20 protein-coding genes are annotated in these 21,851 nt (G+C 55.6%); 9 read left to right on the forward strand and 11 right to left on the reverse strand.

The features are described 5' to 3' along the window. Window position 1: 1 nt before the first annotated feature. The gene (locus IBT46_RS06745) at window positions 2-889 is read right to left on the reverse strand and encodes a LysR family transcriptional regulator (RefSeq protein ID WP_200544979.1); all 888 of its coding nucleotides are present in this window, start codon (window positions 887-889) and stop codon (window positions 2-4) included. A 136-nt stretch (window positions 890-1,025) separates the two neighbouring features. Here IBT46_RS06745 and IBT46_RS06750 point away from each other — a divergent pair, with 136 nt between their 5' ends. Continuing rightward, window positions 1,026-2,276 carry an alpha/beta fold hydrolase gene (locus IBT46_RS06750; protein WP_200544980.1) on the forward strand — a complete coding sequence of 417 codons (1,251 nt, stop codon included), beginning with the start codon at window positions 1,026-1,028 and terminating at the stop codon, window positions 2,274-2,276. Between the two features lie 255 nt (window positions 2,277-2,531). Continuing rightward, on the forward strand, window positions 2,532-3,635 hold the full coding sequence (locus tag IBT46_RS06755) for a glycosyltransferase family 9 protein (RefSeq protein ID WP_200544981.1): 1,104 nt from the start codon (window positions 2,532-2,534) through the stop codon (window positions 3,633-3,635). On the opposite strand, the gene IBT46_RS06760 is transcribed toward IBT46_RS06755, so the two are convergent. Beyond that, window positions 3,550-4,506: a LysR family transcriptional regulator gene (locus IBT46_RS06760; RefSeq protein WP_200544982.1), complete on the reverse strand. Its 957-nt coding sequence runs from the start codon at window positions 4,504-4,506 to the stop codon at window positions 3,550-3,552. The two genes, IBT46_RS06755 and IBT46_RS06760, sit on opposite strands and share 86 nt — an antisense overlap. A 161-nt stretch (window positions 4,507-4,667) precedes the next feature. Here IBT46_RS06760 and IBT46_RS06765 point away from each other — a divergent pair, with 161 nt between their 5' ends. Then, a complete protein-coding gene (locus IBT46_RS06765; RefSeq protein WP_200544983.1) occupies window positions 4,668-5,654 on the forward strand; it encodes an aldo/keto reductase in 987 nt (328 codons plus the stop codon). Between the two features lie 62 nt (window positions 5,655-5,716). Here the strand turns inward: IBT46_RS06765 and IBT46_RS06770 are convergent, their stop codons facing one another. The 5 genes from IBT46_RS06770 to ptsJ all read right to left on the reverse strand — a co-directional run bounded on the left by IBT46_RS06770 (window position 5,717) and on the right by ptsJ (window position 11,083). Then, window positions 5,717-6,529, reverse strand: a complete 813-nt coding sequence (locus IBT46_RS06770; RefSeq protein WP_200544984.1) for a Cof-type HAD-IIB family hydrolase — start codon at window positions 6,527-6,529, stop codon at window positions 5,717-5,719. A gap of 69 nt (window positions 6,530-6,598) precedes the next feature. Continuing rightward, the gene (locus IBT46_RS06775) at window positions 6,599-7,753 is read right to left on the reverse strand and encodes an MFS transporter (RefSeq protein WP_200544985.1); all 1,155 of its coding nucleotides are present in this window, start codon (window positions 7,751-7,753) and stop codon (window positions 6,599-6,601) included. A 121-nt stretch (window positions 7,754-7,874) separates the two neighbouring features. Then, window positions 7,875-8,873 carry an ROK family protein gene (locus IBT46_RS06780; RefSeq protein ID WP_200544986.1) on the reverse strand — a complete coding sequence of 333 codons (999 nt, stop codon included), beginning with the start codon at window positions 8,871-8,873 and terminating at the stop codon, window positions 7,875-7,877. Between the two features lie 120 nt (window positions 8,874-8,993). Next, window positions 8,994-9,719, reverse strand: coding sequence for a type 1 glutamine amidotransferase (locus IBT46_RS06785; protein ID WP_200544987.1), 726 nt, complete (start codon window positions 9,717-9,719; stop codon window positions 8,994-8,996). Window positions 9,720-9,754: 35 nt separating this feature from the next. Continuing rightward, on the reverse strand, window positions 9,755-11,083 hold the full coding sequence (gene ptsJ, locus IBT46_RS06790) for a transcriptional regulator PtsJ (RefSeq protein WP_200544988.1): 1,329 nt from the start codon (window positions 11,081-11,083) through the stop codon (window positions 9,755-9,757). A 69-nt stretch (window positions 11,084-11,152) separates the two neighbouring features. Between ptsJ and IBT46_RS06795 the strand changes: the two genes are divergently transcribed. Together IBT46_RS06795 and IBT46_RS06800 are read left to right on the forward strand one after the other, a co-directional pair. Continuing rightward, entirely contained in the window at window positions 11,153-11,962 is an 810-nt protein-coding gene (locus IBT46_RS06795; protein ID WP_234479997.1) for a YggS family pyridoxal phosphate-dependent enzyme, read from the forward strand. A gap of 4 nt (window positions 11,963-11,966) precedes the next feature. Continuing rightward, window positions 11,967-12,851: a PfkB family carbohydrate kinase gene (locus tag IBT46_RS06800; RefSeq protein WP_200544989.1), complete on the forward strand. Its 885-nt coding sequence runs from the start codon at window positions 11,967-11,969 to the stop codon at window positions 12,849-12,851. Between the two features lie 51 nt (window positions 12,852-12,902). Here IBT46_RS06800 and IBT46_RS06805 read toward each other — a convergent pair whose 3' ends face one another. Then, a complete protein-coding gene (locus IBT46_RS06805; protein ID WP_200544990.1) occupies window positions 12,903-13,799 on the reverse strand; it encodes a LysR family transcriptional regulator in 897 nt (298 codons plus the stop codon). A 115-nt stretch (window positions 13,800-13,914) separates the two neighbouring features. Here IBT46_RS06805 and IBT46_RS06810 point away from each other — a divergent pair, with 115 nt between their 5' ends. After that, window positions 13,915-15,102 carry a serine hydrolase gene (locus IBT46_RS06810; RefSeq protein ID WP_200544991.1) on the forward strand — a complete coding sequence of 396 codons (1,188 nt, stop codon included), beginning with the start codon at window positions 13,915-13,917 and terminating at the stop codon, window positions 15,100-15,102. Then, the gene (locus IBT46_RS06815) at window positions 15,099-16,277 is read left to right on the forward strand and encodes an MFS transporter (RefSeq protein WP_200544992.1); all 1,179 of its coding nucleotides are present in this window, start codon (window positions 15,099-15,101) and stop codon (window positions 16,275-16,277) included. Before IBT46_RS06810 ends, IBT46_RS06815 begins: the two co-directional genes overlap by 4 nt. A gap of 8 nt (window positions 16,278-16,285) precedes the next feature. Here IBT46_RS06815 and IBT46_RS06820 read toward each other — a convergent pair whose 3' ends face one another. Together IBT46_RS06820 and IBT46_RS06825 are read right to left on the reverse strand one after the other, a co-directional pair. Then, entirely contained in the window at window positions 16,286-17,392 is a 1,107-nt protein-coding gene (locus IBT46_RS06820) for a site-specific integrase (RefSeq protein ID WP_200544993.1), read from the reverse strand. Between the two features lie 219 nt (window positions 17,393-17,611). Next, window positions 17,612-18,184: an XRE family transcriptional regulator gene (locus tag IBT46_RS06825; protein ID WP_200544994.1), complete on the reverse strand. Its 573-nt coding sequence runs from the start codon at window positions 18,182-18,184 to the stop codon at window positions 17,612-17,614. A 131-nt stretch (window positions 18,185-18,315) separates the two neighbouring features. Between IBT46_RS06825 and IBT46_RS06830 the strand changes: the two genes are divergently transcribed. Further along, entirely contained in the window at window positions 18,316-19,254 is a 939-nt protein-coding gene (locus IBT46_RS06830) for a DMT family transporter (protein ID WP_200544995.1), read from the forward strand. Here IBT46_RS06830 and IBT46_RS06835 read toward each other — a convergent pair. Continuing rightward, a complete protein-coding gene (locus IBT46_RS06835) occupies window positions 19,186-20,346 on the reverse strand; it encodes a CynX/NimT family MFS transporter (RefSeq protein ID WP_200544996.1) in 1,161 nt (386 codons plus the stop codon). The genes IBT46_RS06830 and IBT46_RS06835 overlap by 69 nt on opposite strands. Window positions 20,347-21,225: 879 nt before the next feature. Here IBT46_RS06835 and IBT46_RS06840 point away from each other — a divergent pair. Then, window positions 21,226-21,630: an H-NS family nucleoid-associated regulatory protein gene (locus tag IBT46_RS06840; RefSeq protein ID WP_105591695.1), complete on the forward strand. Its 405-nt coding sequence runs from the start codon at window positions 21,226-21,228 to the stop codon at window positions 21,628-21,630. Window positions 21,631-21,851: the final 221 nt, after the last annotated feature.

The following is a 21,851-nucleotide window of genomic DNA, read 5'->3' on the forward strand; positions in this document are numbered from 1 at the left end:
GTTAACGGCTGAATGACCGCAAACCCGCCTCGGCTACAATCTCCACCAGAAAATCCGCCACTGCCCTGACCCGTGCCGATGCGGTCAGCTCGGCATGTGTCACCAGCCACAGATCTTCACTAAAGACGCGATCGGCAGGGATCGCTATTCTCAGTTCGCTCTCCTGCGCGGCAATAAAACCAGGCAATACGGCCAGGCCCAGGCCAGCTTTTACCGCAGCCAGCTGTGCCACCAGACTGATCGTGACCAGTACGGAAGGCGCATTCGGGTAATTTTCAGCTAACCATCTCGCTGAGGGAAGATGCCCGTAGGCCGGCTCCCAGGTGATAATCTCCCTCCCCTGCAGCGGAAAATCGTCAGGGGCCGGATGCCTTTCGAGATACGTTTTCGATCCGTATACCGCCGAATCAATGCGGCCCACTTTCCGAATTTTCAGCGACTGCTGCTCCGGCCGCACCAGGCGGAGTGCGATATCAGCATCGTGCCGGGACATCGAGACGGTATTTATCCCGGTTATCACTTCCAGCACGATATCGGGATATCTTTCATTGAATCGCGGCAGCGCAGGAATAATCAGATGGCTGGCCAGCGTCATTGCCGTTGCCAGCCGGACCTTACCGGCCGGGCGCATATCCGTGCCGGAGATATGACTCTCCAGCGCCAGGATTTTTCCTTCCACTTCTTCGGCATAGTGCAGCACGTCCTGCCCCGCATCCGTTAAGAAGTAGCCGGTCTGATGATGAACAAACAGACAGGTTTTCAGGCTGCCTTCCAGCGCACTAATTCTTCTTGCTACGGTTGACTGACTGACCCTCAGCGCGGCGGCCGTTTTCGTCAAACTTTGCGTACGCGCGACGGTAAGAAAGAAGCGCAAATCGTTCCAGTCCACAGTAAATTCCCCGTTACCGTTTTCTATTATTGGAAAATGATTGTCCTGTTTTGTCTGTTTTTTCCCAAATCCGCCATAACTATACTGCCTGAAATGATACGTAACCTAATGATTTAAAAATAAAGAGGGTTTTTATATGGCACAGGGAAATAACCTAAGCACACCAAATTTGACTGCCACGGAAGTGGTCAAACGCTATTTCGCCGCATTTGCAAGAGGCAATATTGCGGACGCTATCGCCCTGCTGGATGAGAATGTTGTCTGGCATATCGACGGCGATCCGAGCGTTTCTACCACCGGTCTGCTGTACGGGCAGAAAGAGGTCAAAAAATGGCTGGAGCGCTTTCCTGAAAACTTCAAGCCAAAGGTCTTTGCCATAAACGAACTTATTGAACACAACGGCAGCGTGCTGGCTATCGGTCGCTTTCGACATACTGTGTTAAGCAGCGGTAATACCATCGGTAGCGATATGATTATTCATTTCACCGTCGAAAATTCGAAAATTACCCGCTATCAGATATATGAAGATTCGGCTCTGCTGCAGCGTGCTTTTGATGCCGACGACAGCTGGCAGAGTCAGCAGGTAAGAATTAACGGCACGCTCTATCGCTACCGCGACTGCGGTGAAGGCCCTACCCTGCTGTTTGCCCACGGGCTGCTGGTCGATCGCGATGTCTTTGCGGCACAGGTCCGCGTGCTCAGCCAGACCCATCGCTGCATTGTGCTGGATATGCCCGGCCACGGGCAGAGCGGCTACCGCCCCGATGGCTGGACGCTGGATGATATCAGCAGCGACCTGGCGTTAATGATCCGTGAGCTGTCGTTAGGCAAAGTGACGTTTGTGGGACAGAGCCAGGGCGGGATGGTGGGAATACGACTGGCCGCGCGGGAACCGGAGTGCGTATCGGGACTGGTTTTGATCGGCACCAGCGCCAGGGCTGAGTTCCCGGAACGGCTCGATAGCTGGAAAGCGCAGCGTGAGGTGATACTCAACGGCAGCGATGAGTCGCGTGAATCGCTGTTCAGGGATATTCAGCACCGGCTTAACGGAGAGCGCTGGCTTGCAGATCGTCCGGATGAGGCCCTGCGTGAACGCGCCGTGATGCTGAGCCATAACCGAACCGGACTGGCACTTGCGCTCGATGCCGCCGTATTCACCCGAGGCGATATCCGAGCGCTGCTGCCGATGATTACCGTGCCCACACTGATTATCAGCGGTGAAAACGATCGGGCTACCCCACCTGAGCTAAGCCATGAGATGGCGCAAGCGATACCCGGCTCAACGCTGCGACTGTTACCCGAAACGGGGCACCATCCCACGCTTGAGTCAGCTGAAGCGGTGACCGATGCTATTGCCGCATTTTTATCTCAGCACCCGCAGGATTGATCCTAACGGCCGGTCGCGGTACATCATGTACCGCGACCTCAGAGAATGAATAATGCAAAGTAAATATTTAAAAGAAAAGTAATCATAAAAAATCCATATTATCGTTATTTAAGAGGCACAGAATTAATAAAACATAATTAATTACGCCTCAACATCATTCTTTACATGATTGCCATCCTGCATCCTATACTTACCGACATGCCGCTGCTAAAATTCGCCCATTTTTAATAACTAACGAAAAGTGAGGCCTGAAGCATGTCCTGGAAATATCTATTAAGGCGCATTGCATTCAGTCCCTATGACTATAAAGCCACTCATATTAATCCGGATAAAGTCAGTCTGGCCGTTATTCATATTCCAGATCAAATCGGAGATGCGATGTCAATTTTTCCGGTGATACGTTCGCTGGAAAGGCAAAAAGTCGACCATATTATTATTGTGGCATCCACGCTGAACAAAACGGTCTTCGACGATCTGATTTTAGCTTCGACCAGACTCACCGTTATAGAGATGACCTTTCAGGATAACGCAAGCCTGGCGGAAGTGAAGGCGGTGGCGCTGGAGATACGTAAAGCGTTTGGCACACCCGATCTCTGCGTTGAAGCGATGCGGAAAAACAATTTTAAAACAATGTGTTTCATAAAAAACCTGAAGGCTAAAACTAACTTTCAGGTGGTGGGATTATCCCTGCGATGCTTTTCGCCAGCATGCAAAATCCCGTCCAGAATGGATCAGGTTTTTCGCGCGCCGGTGCCGTTAACATGGTCGATTATGATGCGCGAAGCCGGATTTCCGCTGGTGCGGCCCCGATTCGAATTTCCTCTGGGTGAGGATGTGCAAAATGAAGTGCGGGAAGATCTCGATTATGCGGGAAAATATGTTGCACTCAATTTTGAAGGCAGCGTTGATGAACGGACTTTTTCAGCGGCAATGATTAAAAAAATAATAATATTAATCAGGCAGCAGCTAAAAATTCCGGTGGTAATTGTCCACAGTCCTAAAGGAATGAACACCGCCATTGAATTAGAACAGATGTGCGATCATGTTTATCGCCTGAACCTGGCACCCTCCATAAAACGCTCCGCTGCGGTGATTAAAGACGCGTTTATCGTCATCACGCCGGACACGTCGATATTACATATTGCCAGCGCGTTTAATATACCGACCCTTGCCATTTACGCCAATTATAAAACGCGCTGGCCGGCCATGCAGGATATCGCGGAAACGATCGTCGTTGGAAATCACATTAACGATCTCAATCTCGATGAGTTCTCTATGGCCTTACGGAGCCTGCAGACGCGTCTTGGCCTGCCTCATGAAGATCGGGAAGTGTCTGCAGGCCATGCTGTGAACGAATGATATTAATAAATTCTCGCAGGGCCGGATGAACATATCGCCTGCTGCTGTAGTAAATATGAAAAGGCTCGCCATAAGATGAGTGTGCGGGCATGACATTCACCAGCGCACCCGCAGCAAGCTCATCACTCACGCGCGATTCCAGCACATAGGCCAGGCCAGTACCGGCTTTGGCTGCCGAAATTGTGGTTTCCGTATCCTTGATGGTGATATGGCCCGGAACATTGATACTGATGCCGCCTTCAGGTGAATCAAATTCCCAGCGATAACGCGCGTTATTCCCCAGTAATAGCTGGATGCAGCGATGTTTTACCAGCTCTGCCGGTGATGCGGGCACGCCGTATTGCTCAACGTACTGCGGTGAACCAACCACGATCCAGCGCTGCGCACCGGTCAGCGGTACGGCGACCATATCCTCCGGCACCAGATGACCGTAGCGCATACCGGCATCAAAGCCTTCGGCGGTGATATCAACCGGCCTGTCCTCCACCACAATGCTGAGCCTGACCTGCGGGAAGCGCTCGGAGAATATCGGTAAGGCAGGAGCAACCAGCAGCCTGGCTGCATCGGCAAAAACGTTAACGCGCAGGGCACCGAAACTGTTACGCCCGGGCGCATCCAGCGTTTCAATCGCGGCAGAAATAGTGTCAAATCCCTCACCCAGTTTTTCGGCCAGCTGCTGGCCTAACGCCGTTGATGATACCGCCCGGCTGGTACGGTTAAGCAGGCGGGCATCAAGGCGCGCTTCCAGCCGCCGTATTGCATGGCTGACCGCCGACGAGGTCAAACCCAGCTCAATCGCCGCCAGCTTAAAGCTGCGGCAGCGCAGCACGGTCAGAAAAACCTGAAGGTCTGCGAAATCAATGCGTTCCATAGTAATAGTGAACTCTATTAACTGCTTGAATGAACCCTATTCATCTTTTACCACGAGAGATCCCGGCGGGTAAACGCTAAGCTCCTTCACACACCCAATTTTGTACCCGGCTTGCCGAGTTGCAGCCGCCCTTTCAGTCAATAACGGTAAGGAATAACAAGATGAAACACAGAACGCTGGGAAAAACCGGCCAGAAGGTGTCGGAAATTGGTTTTGGTGCCTGGGCGATTGGCGGAACCTGGGGTGAAGTTAGCGTTGAAGACGCGGAAGAAGCGCTGAACGCCGCACTGGACGCCGGGATCGACTTTATTGATACCGCCGATGTTTACGGCGACGGGCGTTCGGAAAAAATCATCGCCAGCGTGCTGAACCAGCGCGGCGGCGAACGCCCGTTTATCGCCACCAAGCTCGGCCGCCGGCTTTCTCCGCATCAGGCATCCGGCTATACCGAAAAAAACCTCAACGAGTTTGTTGACCGTTCACGGGTTAATCTGCAAATGGATACGCTGGACCTGGTGCAGCTGCACTGCCCGCCGACGGAAATTTACTACACGCCGGAAGTTTTTGCCGTGATGGATGAGATGATTGCCGCCGGGAAAATACGCAGCTATGGCGTGTCGGTTGAAAAAGTCGAAGAGGGTCTGAAGGCGCTGGAATACCCAAACGTTGCCTCTATTCAGCTGATTTATAACATCTTCCGGCAGCGCCCTGCCGAACTGCTGCTGCGGGAAGCCAAGCGGCGTGACGTCGGTATCATCGCCCGCGTACCGCTGGCTTCCGGCTTATTGACCGGTAAAATGAACGCCGCCACCGCGTTTGCCGCCGACGATCACCGGGCATTTAACCGCAATGGTGAAGCCTTCGATAAAGGGGAAACGTTCTCCGGCGTGCCTTATGAGGTGGCGCTGGATGCCGTAGAGGACATCCGCCGTTTCATTACCGGTGACGTGACGATGGCGATGTTTGCCCTGCGCTGGATACTGATGAATGAAGATGTCACCGTGGTGATCCCAGGCTCTAAAAACAGAGCACAGTCACAGGCTAACGCCCAGGCGAGCGGCGTCGACGCGCTGTCAGAGGAAACCATGGCCGCGCTGAAACAGCTTTACCAAGAAAAAATCGCGCCGTGGGTGCATCAGCGCTGGTAGCGTGAAGTTATCGAATCTCAGATTGGTGAAAGGGGAGCATTGCGGCTCCCGTATTTTCACCGTCAGGCGTTAAACGGCGCATGCCCCAGCAGCATGTCATCAATGACCGCTAAAACACCCTGTTCATCATTAGCCGGTGCTGCATAGCGCGCAGCCGCTTTTGCCGCCGGTGAACCGTTCGCCATAGCAAAGCCAAATCCGGCATGTCTCAGCATTTCCAGATCGTTGCCGCCGTCACCAAAGGCCAGCACTTCGTTATCCGCAACGCCGTAAATTTGCTGGATACGGCGGATGCCGTTCGCTTTATGATTGCCGGGGATAATCAGGTCAACGGAGCCGTGGCCGCTGGAGAGCGGCGTGACGATATCCCCCACCTCTTCAGTAATCCGCGCCATCAGCGCGCTGACGTCATCCTCAACGTAGCTGAGCGCGAATTTAAACACGGTGTCGTCAATCTGGTCATAGCTGTCGATTTTCTCCAGCATATGGTAGTAAACCCGCATCTCATTGAAGAACACCTCGCCGGCGCTGGCCAGCATCCAGGCCCATTTCCGGCCGCAGACCAGGAAGTTCACGCCCTCAATCCGGCTTATCACTTCAATAACGCGTTTTACTTCGGGCCCCGGCAGGCTTCCGCAATAGATCTCCCGCTGCTTATCAACAATATAGGCACCGTTTTCCGCCACGTAGGCCAGCTCGGCATCAATATCGGGAAAGAAGCTTTTCAGCTGGTAGTACTGATTACCGCTGGCAACCACGAATTTGATATCTCGCTCTTTAAGCTGCTGGTACTGTTCTGCAAAGCGCTGACGCGCATAATCCCCCTGACTGTTAAGGAAAGTTCCATCCATATCCACGGCCACAAGCTTAATCATTTTATCTCCCTGCAATTAAAAAAAGCCGGTACGAAAGACCCGGCCGGCACGTTGCCACTCAGGTAATCGTTAATATTTCAGTTTCAGGGCGCCCAGCACGATAATCAGGAAGCTCAGAGCCACCAGCGAAAACGCCACATAAAGATTGGAAAGATGCGCCACCCAGCCAATCAGCGCCGGTCCGCCCAGCACGCCGAAGTAACCCAGTGTGGCCACCATCGCTACCGAACGGTTAACCGGCATCACTTTTTCCTGACCCGCCAGGGTAATCAGCACCGGGACAATATTCGCCGCGCCAATGCCGACCAGCGCGAAGCCAAACAGCGACATCGCCCAGCCGTCAGTCAACACCGTCAGCAGATAGCCAACGATACCCAGCACACCTCCGATTATCAGCACTCGCTTGCGGCCCAGCGCGGTGACGACCACATCGCCGGTCAGACGCATCAGAGACATTGCGATAGCAAACGCTGCAAACCCCCATCCGGCGTGTTCAACCGCCATACCGCGCTCCTGGGTGATAAAAATACCGCTCCAGTCGAGGATGGCACCTTCGGCCATAAAGCAAATCATCGCCATAACCGCCATCAGTACCAGGCGGAAATTGGGCCGCGCTTTACCACCTTCAGACTGTTCCTCCTCCCCACCGGTCGGCAGCAGTGACGACAGGAAGCCCAGCGTCACCAGTACCACCAGCGCCACGGTGCAGAGCACTGCCCCCAGCGGCGAGAAGCCGGACCCCAGCAGCAGCGCTCCACCGCCCGCCCCGGCAATTCCGCCAACGCTCCACAGGCAGTGGAAGCCTGACATCAACGGCTTATTTGCCGCCTGCTCCACCAGCGTACCCTGCACGTTCATCGCCACATCGGTCAGGCCGACACCCATGCCGAAAATCAACAGGCTCAGCGCCAGCAGACGGATATCGCTGAATACCGCCAGTAAAGGCAGCGTCAGGCAATACAGCAGCACCCCGGCGACGATCACCGCGCGGCAGCCCAACTGCCCGATAATCCGCCCGGAAGCCAGCATCGCAATCAGCGAACCACCCCCGAGGCACAGCAGCAGCAGCCCCAGGTCCCCGGCTTCGGCCCCCGTACGCAGCTGCGCATAGGGAACCAGCGCCGCCCACAGACCCATTGCCATCCCGGTGACAAGAAATATTGCCCGCGTGGAGGCCCGACGTGCGGAGCTGTCCACCCCCACCATCGTGTTTTGCATCGACATAATCAGAGGTTCCTTCGTTTGTGATTATACTTATTAAAAGTCTTTTAATAACTCGGTATTATTACGATGGCGAAAAAAATGTCAATCGGGGAACGGGAAATTATCGGAAAGAAATGCGGCGTTACTCCGCGTACAAACGATGGTAGTTGTACTGTTGCAGGGTGCGATCGGCAATGCCCTGCAGATAGTCCTGGCGAATTGAGTCACGGTAAATCAGTTCAGGCAGATGTTTTTCCGGAACGTACCGCAGGCAGATTTCTCTCATCTCCGGCAGATGGTCAGCGCGAATATTATCCCCCGCCACCGCGACGGTACGCGGGTTAATCAGCGCCGTCAGCGAAACCAGGGTTTTGGCCATGCCTTCCACCAGCGGCGGTTCGCCTTCGACGTTAAACGGCAGATGCAGCACCTCACCGGCAAAATTACTGACGCCGGTAAGCACTTTGCCATCAATCACCATGCCACAGCCGGGGTAGTGAACATCGGGTTTGTAGAGATAGGCTACCGGTGCGCTGACGCCCGCACAGCTGCTGCGGTAAAAGCCCCATACCGTGTAGTTCAGATCGTTACCCGCCTGGGTAAAACAGCCGGTTTGCCGTGCGGTGCGCGCTGCAATCGGCAACCCGCTAAACAGCGAGATATCACAGTATCCCACCACATCGTCCACCACCACGCCGGGCAGCCCGATGCCAATGACCCGCACGCCGGGATACTTCGCCAGCAGAGAGGCAATCAGGGTGTCGAAGGTTTCCACCGTCAGCGGCAGAAACGGCATCTCTCCCTGAGCCAGCAGATTGCCGGTGGCCGAACTGACCGCCCACACCAGTTCAGCACGGGCATCGCTTCCCGCCGCATACAGGCTAAGGACGGAGAAAAAATCCGGGTTGCAGGCATAGCGTTGTGCCGGGCGACCACCGCGCGATGCTTCAAACTCCAGCGCCAGCACCTCCCCGGTTAGGGTCAGCTCATTGAGTACCGCCCCGCAGGTAGCGCTGCTCAATCCGGTTTGCTGCGCCAGCTCGCCCTTGGTTGCTGTGCCAAGGGATTTCAGCATGCCGATCACCAGCGCGATATTGCTCTTTTTCATTTCACGGGTGGTGCGGCTGAGCGGCGTATTCATTTTTTCTCTTCGGCTGTAGCGGGTAACGGCAGTAATTTAACACAGATGGCCGCGTTCCGGGCTGCGCTTCGCCCGGGGCGGGAGAATCTGCCCGGTATTTATCCAAACCGGGCGGGTGTATCAGGCTTTCACTGTTGTATAACGCTCGGCCAGCTTATCGAGGAAGGTGTACAGCACCTGGTTCATCGCCCGGTAGTCATGGGCGCGCAGCTCATCCGGTGTATTCACAAAACGAAATTCAGCCGCGCGGCTGAGATCGTTTTCAGAGTGGGCAATGAGCAATTCAACCACTTCGGGCGTCAGTTCCATATGGCACTGGAAGCCGAAGACGCGATCTGAGTAGGCCACAATCTGTCGCGGGCACCCTTCGCTGTAGGCGATGATGCGCGCATCGGGCGTCAGGCCCGGCATATCGTTATGCCAGTGCCCGACTTCCTGCGTCTGGCCGAAATGTGAAAACAGCGTATCCTCCGCTGCGGCATCGGTCAGGAAGATGGGGAACTTGCCGATCTCTTTTTCCGGGCTGTGGGCAAACGGCGCACTCAGCGCTTCGCCAATCAGCTGCGAACCGAGGCAGATACCGATAACCGCTTTGCCCGCTTTGATAGCCGACGCAATCAGCACCTGTTCACCCTTGGAATCAAAGTGCGGGCACGCTTCCGGTGTGGTTGCCGGGTCCTGCGGGCCGCCCATCACGATCAGAAAATCAATATCGGTGACGGTCTTCGGCAGCGGATCGCCAGCGTAGACCCGGGAAAAGGTCACATCATGGCCACGCTCTCTGACCCAGATTTCATAAGCGCCCGGGGCTTCAAAACTTTCATGTACGATGAAATGTACGCGCATTGCAGGTAACTCCATTAATCGTTATACAGGCCGTTTCAGGCCAGCTGAGGGATAAAGGTCTGGCGCGATGCAGAGAGGATCGCTGCCAGAGACTGCGCAATCTGTTCGGTTTCCGCCGGGTTAAGATCGGAGACGGTAATCCGCAGACCGCTACTGCCACCGCCGAGCGCGAAGGAATCCCCGCCCCTGACCAGCCATCCGCGCTGAGCCAGCTGCATGACAATGGCCGATGTGTCACCGACAAGTGGAACCCAGATATTCAGTCCGTCATGCTGTGACGAAATAGTGACACCGTAACGTTTTAATGCCGTCACTAATCCTTCCCGCTGCTGCTGATAGCGCTGGCGCGCTTGCTCAATCGTCTGGCGGAACTGTGGTGACGTTATGGATGCACCGGCCAGGTCCTGAAGAATATGACTGACCCAGTTGGTGCCGGTATTAAGCCGCTGCCGCAGGCGGGCGGAGGTCTCGCCATCGCTGGCGACGAAAGCCAGCCGAAAATCAGGCCCGAGAAATTTCGACGTCGAGCGGATCAGCACCCAGTTTTGCGTATTAAGCGGAATAACATGATGATAATCCTGCGTGGAAAGCAGAGAAAAATGGTCGTCCACAATCACCAGCACCTGCGGATAGCTCTCCAGCAGGGTACGGATCTGTGCGGCTCTGCCAGAACTCAAGCCGTAACCGGTAGGATTATGCGCGCGCGGGGTAATAATGACCGCCTTCACGCCGGTTTCCAGCTGGCTCGCCAGCGCTTCAGGCTGCATTCCCTCAGTATCGACCGGCACCGGGCAAACCTGCAGACGGTTATGTTTCAGCGTGCTGATACTGCTGAGAAAGCAGGGATCTTCCACGGCCACCCGATCGCCGGCAATCAGCCAGGTTGCCAGCACGCGCTCTACCGCATCGACCGCACCGCTGGTCAGATTCAGTTCGAAGCGGGTTGATAAGTCAGCCTGTAACCATTCACGCCCTGCCTCTTCCAGTTCAGGGCGAATAGTGGCTTCACCGTAAAGGCTTGGCGAACTGCGGATAAAGGTCACGAGGTCGTGAAGTTTTGGCAGAACGTCGGGGGAAGGATTACCGCTGGCAAGATCCTTTAAAGTCAGGCCGGCGGTGCTCCCCTCCAGCTCAACGTCAGATACGGCGTCGCGAATAATGGTGCCGTTACGCCCCTGCGAGAGCGCAAAACCCGCATCGGTTAGCCGTTTATAAGCGAGTGCAACCGTATTGCGATTGACCCCCAGCTCATTTGCCAACTCCCGGACGGAAGGAAGCAGCATTCCCGGTGTCAGCTCGCGGGCATGTACCAGAGATCGAATGCTGTTGAAAATTTCACCCGCTGTTTTACCGTTTATCTTCATTGAACTGTGACAAAATTAGGTTTAGCCTAGGACAATGTTAATTCACTGCCGATGAGTTGTCTATCCGTTATGAAAACACACCAGAGTTCCACTCTCGATCCGGCTGTCGCGGAGCACACGCAGCCGCGCCATGAGATGCATAACCGCTGGCCGCAGGCGGAAAGCGTTGAGGATTTCCGCCATAACCTGGCTGCGGTTCAGGCGCGGATCGACAGCGCCTGCCTGCGCGCCGGGCGCGATCCTTCTGAAGTGCGGCTGCTGCCGGTCAGTAAAACCATGGATGAAGCCCACATTCGCCTGGCGCATCAGGCAGGCTGCACTCAGCTGGGCGAGAATAAAGTTCAGGAGGCGTGGGGAAAATCGCAGGCGATGGCCGATTTAACCGATCTCAGATGGTCGGTTATCGGTCATCTGCAAACCAATAAAGCGAAGCTGGTTGCCCGCTTTGCCAGTGAATTTCAGGCGCTTGACAGTCTGCATACCGCAGAGGCACTTGACCGCCGCCTGCAGGCAGAAGGCCGGGCGCTGGATGTATTTATACAAGTGAATACCTCAAATGAACCGAGCAAATACGGGCTGCACCCCGATGCGGCTGGCGAATTTGTGCGGAAAATTCAGAGACTGGATACCCTGCGCGTGCGCGGCCTGATGACGCTCGCCGAATTCAGTTCCAACGCCGCACGCGTGCGGGCCTGTTTTGTGCGGCTGCGAACGCTGCGGGATCGTCTTGGCGATGCTCAGCAGCTGGCGCTGTCGATGGGTATGTCCGGGGATTTCGAAATCGCCATTGAAGAAGGCGCGACCGTCGTGCGGGTCGGACAGGCTATTTTCGGCGCGCGGTCACTGCCTGACGATCACTTCTGGCCAACGGAGAAATAATCTTATGATACCAGGCATCACTCCGGCCCAGCTGCAAAAGCGCCGCCCGGAAAAAAACGCGGATATTATCTCGATCCAGTCGCAGGTCATTTACGGCACCGTCGGCAACAGCATTGCCCAGCCTGTGCTGGAAAGCCACGGCTGGCAGGTTCTGGCCGTACCCACTTTTTTACTCAGCAATACGCCCGACTATCCCAGCTGCTTCGGCGGTGAGATTTCATCAGACTGGTTCCATGGTTTCCTTCAGGGGCTGCACGATCGCGGGCAGGATGCGCAGCTATGCGCCATTATTACCGGCTACCTGGGCAGCACCGGCAAAGCCGGGGAAGTCAGCCGCTGGCTGCCTGATACGCTGCGGACAAATCCAGATGCGATGGTGATTATCGATCCGGTTATGGGTGACGACGACTGCGGCTACTACGTCGATCCGGCGCTGCTGGAGTGGTATCGCGACAGCCTGGCGCCGATGGCGACGGGCCTGACGCCCAACCGTTTTGAGCTGGCCTGCCTGAGTGGAAAAACGCTGAAAAATGACGATGATGTGATAACTGCAGCACGAACGCTGCTAAACCAGCAAACTCAGTGGATCATCGTCACCAGTGCCGCACGCGGCGAAGCGGGGAAAACACTGCGTGTTATCTGCGTGACCGCAGAGGCCGTGCATATCATCGAGCACGAAGCCTACGACGGTGCGCCTAAAGGCACCGGCGATATGTTTACCGCGCAGCTGACCGCCCTTCTGCTGAAGGGGTTAACGCTGTTCGACGCGGCAGAACTCGCCTGCCAGATGACCCGCCGTAGCGTACTGGATTCGCTGAATGATGGGACAGGACTGCTGAATCCACGGCCGGATATGTCGATCGGCCCGGCGGGGAATGAAACTGACTGAAGCGGAATATCGGCGACATGCTGACCGGCTGGCGATAGCCATCGTCAGCGTTTAAAGACTTTCCGCTTTGCCGTTAGCAAACACCCTGTCGGTCAGGAAATCAACCAGCGCACGTATCTTCGGTGATGCGTGCTTGCTGGCGGGCCAGAGGATATGGAACACCCCTCTGCGTTTATCGATATCGTCCAACAGGGTCACCAGCTGCCCTTCCGCAATGAGGTTGTTAATCGCAAACTCCGGCAGAAAAGCAATACCTAACCCCTTGAGAGCAAAGCACACCCGGGTTTCGATATTATTGCATACCATGGAAATCGGCAGATTCAGCTCCACGTCGCTGCCAAGCTCCCATTTTTCCAGCTTTCCGCTGTACGGGAAACGGTAGTGCATGCAGCGGTGACGCAGCAGATCGCCGGGATTTTCCGGCGTGCCGTAGCGGGCAAGATAGGCGGGAGAGGCAACGATTTTCATGGTGAAATTACCCAGCTTTCTGGCCGACAAACGGGAATCCATCGGCTGCCCGGTGCGGATCACCGCATCAAACCCTTCTTCAATTACCTCCACCATTCTGTCGCTGAAGTCCAGATCCAGTTCGATATCCGGGTAGCGCGCCATAAAATCGCCCAGCACCGGCAGCATCAGCGGGCTGACCTGCGGCAGGCTGATGCGCAGGCGTCCCGCCGGTTTTCCCGCAACCTGCGACAGCTCAAGCTGCGCGGCCTCCATCTCACCGATAATGCGCCGGCTTCGCTCCAGAAACAGCGACCCTTCAGCCGTCAGCGTCATGCTGCGTGTGCTGCGATGGAACAGCCGGACGCCCAGCTTTTCCTCCAGCCGGGCAATGCTTTTGCTGACCGCCGAAGCAGAAAGCCCCAGTTGGCGACCCGCCGTCACGAAACTACGGCTTTCCGCCACCTGCACAAACACCGTCACGCCGCTGAAGCTGTCCATTTTCACCTGCCGATTAACGAAATTTATTCACGGGTTTACTGAACTATACCCCACTTTTTCTTTAATACGTCACTGATTAAGGTAGTCGGACATTCACTGTTTTAAGGAATTCCAGATGAGCAACAGCCTTATTCCGCCGGTTACGGCAGCGCTTTCAGATCGCGTCGGCGCGGTCATTCAACAGGCCCTGGACCAGCAGAGACTGGTGGGCGCGGTTGTGCTGATTGCCCGACATGGCCGCATTATTTACCGCCAGGCCGCCGGACTGGCCGACCGGGAAAACAACCGCGCCATGACCCCGGAAACGCTATTTCGCTTGGCCTCGGTTAGCAAACCGATTGTCTCTGCCGCCGCGCTGGTGCTGGTTGCGCGTGGCCAGCTCGATCTGGACAGCCCGATCAGCCGCTGGCTGCCGGAGTTTACCCCAACGCTGGCCGACGGCAGCCCGGCAACCATCACCGCCCGCCAGCTGCTGAGCCACACCGCCGGTCTGGGCTATCGCTTTTTCGAAAGCGATGAACAGGGCCCCTATGCGACGGCGGGCGTTTCCGACGGCATGGATTCTTCTGATATATCGCTGGATGAAAACCTGCGGCGCATTGCCCGCGTGCCGTTGCAGTTTGCACCCGGCAGCAGCTGGGCGTACTCACTGGCGACCGATGTTCTGGGCGCGCTGGTCGCACGCGTCCACGGAACCACGCTGAATACGGCAGTTAGCAAGCTGATTACCGAACCGCTGGCGATGCGCGACACGGCTTTTTACAGTAAGGAACCACAGCGCGTCGCGTGCGCCTACGTCAATGATCGGCCCCAACCGCATCGGCTGCAGGAAGGTGAAATCGTTCCGCCGTTCCCCGACGTGGTTGGCATTAATTACAGCCCGGCACGCATTTTCAATGCCGATGCTTTCCCTTCGGCGGGTGCGGGAATGGTCGGAACGGCAGATGATTTTCTGCACCTGCTGGAAGCGCTGCGCGACGGAGAAACGCTGCTGCCGCGTACGCTGGTTGATGAAATGTCCCGCGACTGGACGCACGGCCTGGAGCTTGAAGGCTCACCGGGTATCGGTTTTGGTCTCGGTTTCTCTGTGCTGCGTGACCCCGAACTTGCCGCCTCGCCGGAGTCACCGGGTACCTGGCGCTGGGGGGGAGCCTACGGCCATTCGTGGTTCGTCGATCCGCAGCAGGGCCTGAGCGTGATTGCCTTTACCAATACGCTGGGCGAAGGGATGTCCGGGCAGTTCGTTAACGATCTGCGCGATGCGGTTTACGGTGTTTCCGCTACCGGCCGGGAGGCAGCATGAGCAGCGACATCACCGCGTATATCGAACGCGATAGGCTGCCGGTTTCCGCCCTGCTCGCCCTGGCGCTGGCCGGGTTCATTACCATTCTGACCGAGGCGTTACCGGCAGGACTGTTGCCTGAGATCGGCAGCAGCCTGTCCGTTTCCACCGCCAGCGCGGGCCAGCTGGTGACGCTGTATGCGCTGGGATCGCTGCTGGCGGCGATTCCGCTGACGGTCGCTACCCAAAGCCTGCGCCGCAGGCCGCTACTGCTGACGGCGGTGTCCGGTTTTATTGTCGCCAATACGGTAACGGCGTTGTCCGGCGATTACCTGTTGACGCTGGCCGCACGGTTTCTGGCCGGTGTTTCCGCCGGATTATTGTGGGCGCTGATTGCCGGTTATGCCGCCAGAATGGTCAAGCCGTCGCTGAAAGGACGTGCGATCTCGCTGGCGATGGTCGGCACTCCGCTGGCGTTGTCTGTCGGTATTCCACTGGGTACGTTTATCAGTGGAATTATCGGCTGGCGCAGCTGCTTTATGGCGATTTCCGCACTCAGCGTGCTGCTGATGCTGTGGATCGCGGTCAGCGTGCCCGATTTTGCAGCACAGCCCACCGCAAAAAGGCTGCCGCTGTCCGGCGTACTTCGCCTGCCCGGAGTGCGTTCGGTGCTGGCGGCGACGCTGATTTTCGTGCTGGCGCATAACATTCTTTATACCTATATCGCCCCGTTTTTACAGGCGGTACGGATGGAAGATCGCATCAGCACCGTGCTGCTGGTGTTCGGCGTTGCTTCCCTGCTGGGGATCTGGCTGGTTGGCATTACTATCGACCGCTGGCTGCGGGCGGGCTCGCTACTGTCAACGCTGCTGTTCGCGCTGGCGATGGTGCTTTTGCAGTGGGGAGGCGGCAGCCCGGCGGTGATATATTCGGCGGTCGTGCTGTGGGGGCTGGCATTTGGCGGCGCGCCTTCACTGTTCCAGACGGCGCTGGCGAAAACCGCCGATGACTCGGCCGACGTAGCGCAGTCGATGCTGGTTACCGCATGGAATATCGCGATTGCCGGTGGCGGCGCGGCGGGCGCGGCGATTTTGACCGGGTTCGGACCGGGTCTGTTTGCCCCCACGTTACTGGCCCTGCTGGCATTCACCTGGTGGACGATCTGGCGGGCAAAACGCCACGGATTCACGACGTAACGAGTGGATTAAGGCTCCATAAATAGCAGCGCGCGCTCGCTGAGGTGCAGTTTTTCCCCCTGATAGCGGTGAGTCAGCGTATGATAAGACGGCGCGGCAATAATGGTTTTGATGCTGTCGGACAGCGCATTTAACGCCTGCTGCATTTGCGGCAGGTAGTTATGCGTATCGTAAACGCGGTCGATCCCTTCCAGCGCGTGGTTCATGATCTTACGCGCCACATCGTTGGGCGTATCCAGCGCCGCCAGGCGGGATCGCGCGGTACGGCGCAGGTCGCGGGTGGTAAACGGCTCCAGACCCAGCCCACGATCGGCACGGATCATTCGTCGCAGCGCCTGAGTGATGGCTCCCTTAGATAATGGACGTGACACTGTCACCGGTGACGGAACCAGCCAGGGGGAATCCTCCGGGCTGGCCCGCAATAGCGCATCGATGCAGGTACGCATCATCGGGGTGATCGGCAGAATATGCTCGCGCTGCGACTTGTTACGATCGCCCTGCCGCCAGATACCGGACTCCAGATTAAACTCCTGCTTGCGCGCCTGCACCACTTCATCCGGCCTTCGCGCCGACAGCAGGCACAGCCTCAGCGCCCAGCGACACTGCTCGGAAAGCTCCCACTCATCAAGCCCGTGCCAGAACACCCACACTTCCGCATCGCTTAATGTACGGGTTCCCGGCGGTGTGCTTCTTCCGGCAATATCGCGCTTTTTCATCGCACTTAGCGGCGAATGGTCGAGATATCCCTGAATTTCCGCCCAGCTGAGAAACTGCTTACACAGAGAGAAAACGCGCCGCGCTTCCTCTTTTTTGCCGTCGGCAATCAGGATATTAAACAGCCGGTTGAGCTGCAGGCGGGTCACGCCGCTCAGTGATCGATGGCCAATGACCGGCAGCACGTGCTTCAGCAAAGACGAAACGGCGATTTCCGGACGACGGCGGGTTTGCAGCAGTGAAAGGCGAACCCAAAGTTTCATCACCTGCTGCACGCTGCCCTCATCTTCGCCGGACTCCAGCTGGATCAGCGAGGCGTTTTGTACCTCGTTCAGCCAGATCAAAACGTGGCGGCCAACGTGAGGCGAATGCAAAAGCGGGGGTTTCTGTTTTTCAGCCATACGCGGTTCCGGCGATATTTCCCAACGCCGACCGGCTTTTCCGGCAACGATCGGCGATAACGGTGTTTATTTCACCCGGCATCTTCTTTTCAACAGTGGGATAGGCCGGTGATTTCAAAGCATATTTTACCTCGTTGCACGATATGACTCCAGACTTAATAGGTCTGGAGTCACAAAAATAACGCAGAACGAAATCTGATGAAGATAACGGGTCAATCCTCAGGCCAGTTCAATCAGCATTACGGCAGTGGTATTGGCTTCCAGAGCGTCAAAAATGTGAGGGCAGTCGGCAGAATAGCTGATGTAATCGCCCGCGCTGAGTTCAACCCACTGCTCCGCAGGCCCGATCCGTGCGCGGCCGCTGCAAAGGATCACATGTTCCAGCGTCCCCGGCTGATGCGGTTCCGACAGGCGCGGCTCACCGGGCTGCACGCTGAGGCGATAGATATCGCGCTGCGCCCCGACCGGGCATGCGGCCAGCAGCGTTGCAACATAGTTCGCCTGACCGGAAACCAGCGGCGTGCCTTCTCCGGCGCGGATCACCTGTACCTGCTGACGCGGCTGGGCGATCAGCCGGCTGACGGGAACATCCAGCGCCATCGCCAGCGACCACAGCGTTTCCAGGCCCGGATTTCCCAGGCCGCTTTCCAGCTGCGAAAGCGTGGACTTTGCAATTCCCGCCCGCTTCGCCAGTTCGGTAACGGTGATACCGGCTTTTTCTCTTTCCCGCCGCAGCGCCTGTGCCAGCAGAGCAATCGGGGAATGGTTAAGGTGTGAAATGACTTCAGACACGTGTTCGTTTCCTATATCGGTCGTTTGTTCATCTTGACGAACATCAACACTGTGTTCATCATAATAGTCATCTGTTCATTTTATCGTATTCATTCCGTTTGCACAGCATGCGGAGAAAAAAAGGAAAACAAATGACGTCGGCACGCGGAACAATTGAGATGACCCTGGCAATGTCCATTGCCGGAACAACCGGATGGATGGTGATACTTTCCGGGCAGGATGCGATCGCCGCCGTTTTCTGGCGCTGTCTGTTTGGCGCGGCGGCGATGCTGATCGTCTGCGTCGTGGGTGGGCAGCTTCGACGCGGTGCAATGACCTTACCTCAGTTTTTTCTGGCGCTGGCCGGAGGCGTGGCGTTGGTTATGAACTGGGTTCTGCTGTTCGCCGCCTATTCGGATGCGTCGATCGGCATTGCGACCGTGACCTATCACACTCAGCCGTTTATGCTGACCGCACTCAGCGCCCTGCTGTTTGCAGAAAAAATTACCCTGACCAAAGCGGGCTGGCTGCTGCTGGCTTTTGTCGGTCTGCTGATGATCGTTGCCGGTGGTGAAAAAAGTCAAGGCGTCGGCGATCATTATCTGCGCGGAATACTTTTGGCTCTGGGTGCCGCATTTTGTTACGCCGGAGTGGCAATCACCGCACGCTATCTGAAACAGGTCGCGCCTCAACTGCTGGTTCTGATCCAGCTGACGCTCGGCGCACTACTGCTGCTACCGTTAGCCCGGTTGAACGTGAGCGAATATCAAATGAACACTTGGCTGGTTTTGATCGCACTGGGTGCAGTCCATACCGGACTGATGTCGACACTGCTCTATTCAGCCATCGGCAAACTGCCCGGAAATCTGGTGGCTGCGCTCTCATTCTTATACCCGGTCATCGCCGTCGTCGTGGACTGGGCGGTGTTCGGTCACCGGCTCGGCCTTTGGCAATTTTTCGGCGGGCTGGCGATCCTGCTGGCCGCGGCGGCCAGCCATTTCAACTGGACGCCGGAAAAAATCTCACTGATGGCGAATGCGGCTAAAGCCAAACGCCAGCGAGGTCAGAGCCAGCAAAACCGTCAGCACTAAAACGATCGCAGCCAGCGCCGCCGAAGGTGGACGGCCCGTCATCGCCATCCCGGCGATCGAAGGTAGCAGTCCCCCTGCCAGATAACCGACGGTCTGCACCCATCCCGACAGTCTGACCGCCGAGGCGGCATCCGGACTGATCGCAACCGGCAGATGCAACGCCAGCGGAAAACAAAGTCCGATGGCGATCCCCATCAGCAACACGGGAACGACAACCGGCACTCCGGCGGCGTAAAGTGCCGCTGCCATCAGCGATGCGATAGCGGCAGCCAGCATAGTGAAATATTCCCGACCGGAAAAAAGACGAACGAACAGCGGATAAAAAAGACTGACCAGTGTTGAAAACGCAATCAGCAGCGTGGTCAGTGAATCCGCTTTAGCCGCACTGTAACCTTCAACCCGTAACCACGTAGGCAGCCAGGCAATCAGAGTGTAATTCATTCCCGCCTGCAAAGCGAAAAACAGAGACAGCCCGGCGGCCAACCAGAACATGGATTGCCCTTTGTTGGCAGCCTGCTGTTGTTCGCGTTGAACAGGAAGTGTAAATAAACTCCAGCAGATCAAAGCCAGCAGCGTCGGCAATGCCCAGAAAGCCAACCCGCCACCCGGGTGCCCGCTGATATCCGCTAACGACGCCGTGCTCAAGGTTGCCGCCCCCGCTCCGGCACCCATTGATGCGGCATACACACTCACGGCCAGTCGGCCACGATCGGCGCAGCGTAGTTTGATAAAACCGGAAATCATCGGCCGGATCAGCGCATCACCCACGCCTACCAGCACCGCGGTCAACAACAGTAAGCCAAACCAGCTATCGAACCAGCGTAGTAGTTCACCGAAAAATACCAGCACCAGTCCGACCATCAGCGTTTGTTTCAGACCGACTCTTTTTTCCAGCAGAAACGCCAGCGGAGAAATAACCCCCATGCAGACCACCGGGATACTGGTTAGCAAGCCAATCCCCGTGGCACCGACGTCATAAAACTGCCGTTGCAGCGTTTCGGCTAGCGGTGCAATAGAGGATATCCCGGGGCGTAAACAAAACCCGGCAAGGATTAAGAGAAATAAAACGGGAAATTTCAGAGAGATTTTCATTAACGTTAACCCGGGCACTGCATGTTGAGATGGAATGCAGAACAACACACAGCGCCGCTTAAGATAAAAAGTGGAGTCTGTGCGTTGAATGACGTTAACGCGTACGAATGTATCGACAATGAAAGTAGCATAACCCCGGCCTGGTGAAAACCCCCGTTCACCGGGGTCGAAGCGGGCACCATTAACCGCATGCTTTACAGTATGTTGTAACTATAATCGCCACTGATAATAATCCCGTCGTATCAAAACTGATATCAGGATCTATTAGGCAAAAAGGGCCACGCAGGGGTGAGTCCGCGGCCAATACTGTTGTCCTGTTTATCGATAATAACGAAACCGTATCGATAACTGTTTAATCTGCAATTGCGGTACGTGTGGATAAATCGCCTGGTCAGGAACAGCATTTTATTAAAATGCACAAAAGTGTGGAAGACATCAGATTTCTTCTCAGAACTTTGGTTGATAAATGGATTTTTTACAAATTTTGTTAAATCTCGGGTGACAGGGTAACGCGAATAGTTTATTAATGCGGTCGTTAATGTGATGACGGCAACGGCAGAACACAAGCAATCTGAGCCATAGTGGATTATAAATTTCCACCTGTTTATCCAGCGTTGATTATGATACCCGCCGGCCTGCGGGGTAAAGTTTCATCAGATAATGATGAGTCACCAAAGAAAGTGTTAAGATTTATCCCATATGTTGTAAATATAGTCCTTTTGCCATTCACTACATTAGTGACTAAACTTGCACTGAAGAAACATTTAAAGAAACATTTTTTTTGATTGGGTGTTTTTTCGCGATTCATTTGTCTGTACACTTGTCTTCGAAACATTAGTTGACTAAATTTAAACCAACCCAAAGGTTACGGATTCCGTTATGAGTGAAACGCTGAAAGTATTAAATAACATTCGCACCCTTCGTGCCCAGGCTCGTGAAGTCTCTTTAGCTGAACTGGAAGAGATGCTGGAAAAACTTGAAGCGGTTGTGAACGAACGACGTGAATCAGAAGCCGCTATCGCTTCTGAGATTAAAGAAAAAGAAGAGAAGCTGGCTAAATACCGTCAGATGCTGCTGGAAGACGGGATTGATTTAAGCGAGCTGACCGCCGCTGATACTACCGCTGGCAAAACCCGTACCAAGCGCGCACCTCGTCCGGCTAAGTATGAATATACTGATGAGAACGGCGAAACGAAATCCTGGACCGGCCAGGGCCGCACCCCGGCTGTGATCAAGCAGGCGCTGGATGCGGGTAAATCACTGGATGATTTCCTGATCAAGTAATGATAAAGGGTCACTCAAAAGAGTGACCCTTTACTTTTCCTCTTCGGCAATCGCTGGCTTTTTAATCTTTTTTTATTTTAAGCCCATCGCAAAACACCGACCTTTTTTTCCTGCCAAACGCGTTAACGATGGTACTTTGATCGCCCTGGATAATCCCGAACACAGAAAAATCTGTATGTGCAGGTTGAATTTGATCCATACCCACAATATAGCACCTGGCT

Origin of the sequence: Erwinia sp. S38 (assembly GCF_016624545.1) — a bacterium.
GTDB classification, from domain to species: Bacteria; Pseudomonadota; Gammaproteobacteria; order Enterobacterales; family Enterobacteriaceae; genus Erwinia; species Erwinia coffeiphila.

Excerpts from the sequence above, each read along its gene's own strand:
- IBT46_RS06820 (WP_200544993.1), bottom strand. The coding sequence starts at position 17,392 with ATGGCTGAAAAACAGAAACCCCCGCTTTTGCATTCGCCTCACGTTGGC.
- IBT46_RS06810 (WP_200544991.1), top strand. The coding sequence starts at position 13,915 with ATGAGCAACAGCCTTATTCCGCCGGTTACGGCAGCGCTTTCAGATCGC.
- IBT46_RS06815 (WP_200544992.1), top strand. The coding sequence starts at position 15,099 with ATGAGCAGCGACATCACCGCGTATATCGAACGCGATAGGCTGCCGGTT.
- IBT46_RS06765 (WP_200544983.1), top strand. The coding sequence starts at position 4,668 with ATGAAACACAGAACGCTGGGAAAAACCGGCCAGAAGGTGTCGGAAATT.
- IBT46_RS06835 (WP_200544996.1), bottom strand. The coding sequence starts at position 20,346 with ATGAAAATCTCTCTGAAATTTCCCGTTTTATTTCTCTTAATCCTTGCC.
- IBT46_RS06800 (WP_200544989.1), top strand. The coding sequence starts at position 11,967 with ATGATACCAGGCATCACTCCGGCCCAGCTGCAAAAGCGCCGCCCGGAA.
- IBT46_RS06795 (WP_234479997.1), top strand. The coding sequence starts at position 11,153 with ATGAAAACACACCAGAGTTCCACTCTCGATCCGGCTGTCGCGGAGCAC.
- ptsJ (WP_200544988.1), bottom strand. The coding sequence starts at position 11,083 with ATGAAGATAAACGGTAAAACAGCGGGTGAAATTTTCAACAGCATTCGA.
- IBT46_RS06830 (WP_200544995.1), top strand. The coding sequence starts at position 18,316 with ATGACGTCGGCACGCGGAACAATTGAGATGACCCTGGCAATGTCCATT.
- IBT46_RS06760 (WP_200544982.1), bottom strand. The coding sequence starts at position 4,506 with ATGGAACGCATTGATTTCGCAGACCTTCAGGTTTTTCTGACCGTGCTG.
- IBT46_RS06755 (WP_200544981.1), top strand. The coding sequence starts at position 2,532 with ATGTCCTGGAAATATCTATTAAGGCGCATTGCATTCAGTCCCTATGAC.
- IBT46_RS06840 (WP_105591695.1), top strand. The coding sequence starts at position 21,226 with ATGAGTGAAACGCTGAAAGTATTAAATAACATTCGCACCCTTCGTGCC.
- IBT46_RS06770 (WP_200544984.1), bottom strand. The coding sequence starts at position 6,529 with ATGATTAAGCTTGTGGCCGTGGATATGGATGGAACTTTCCTTAACAGT.
- IBT46_RS06785 (WP_200544987.1), bottom strand. The coding sequence starts at position 9,719 with ATGCGCGTACATTTCATCGTACATGAAAGTTTTGAAGCCCCGGGCGCT.
- IBT46_RS06805 (WP_200544990.1), bottom strand. The coding sequence starts at position 13,799 with ATGGACAGCTTCAGCGGCGTGACGGTGTTTGTGCAGGTGGCGGAAAGC.
- IBT46_RS06750 (WP_200544980.1), top strand. The coding sequence starts at position 1,026 with ATGGCACAGGGAAATAACCTAAGCACACCAAATTTGACTGCCACGGAA.
- IBT46_RS06775 (WP_200544985.1), bottom strand. The coding sequence starts at position 7,753 with ATGTCGATGCAAAACACGATGGTGGGGGTGGACAGCTCCGCACGTCGG.
- IBT46_RS06780 (WP_200544986.1), bottom strand. The coding sequence starts at position 8,873 with ATGAATACGCCGCTCAGCCGCACCACCCGTGAAATGAAAAAGAGCAAT.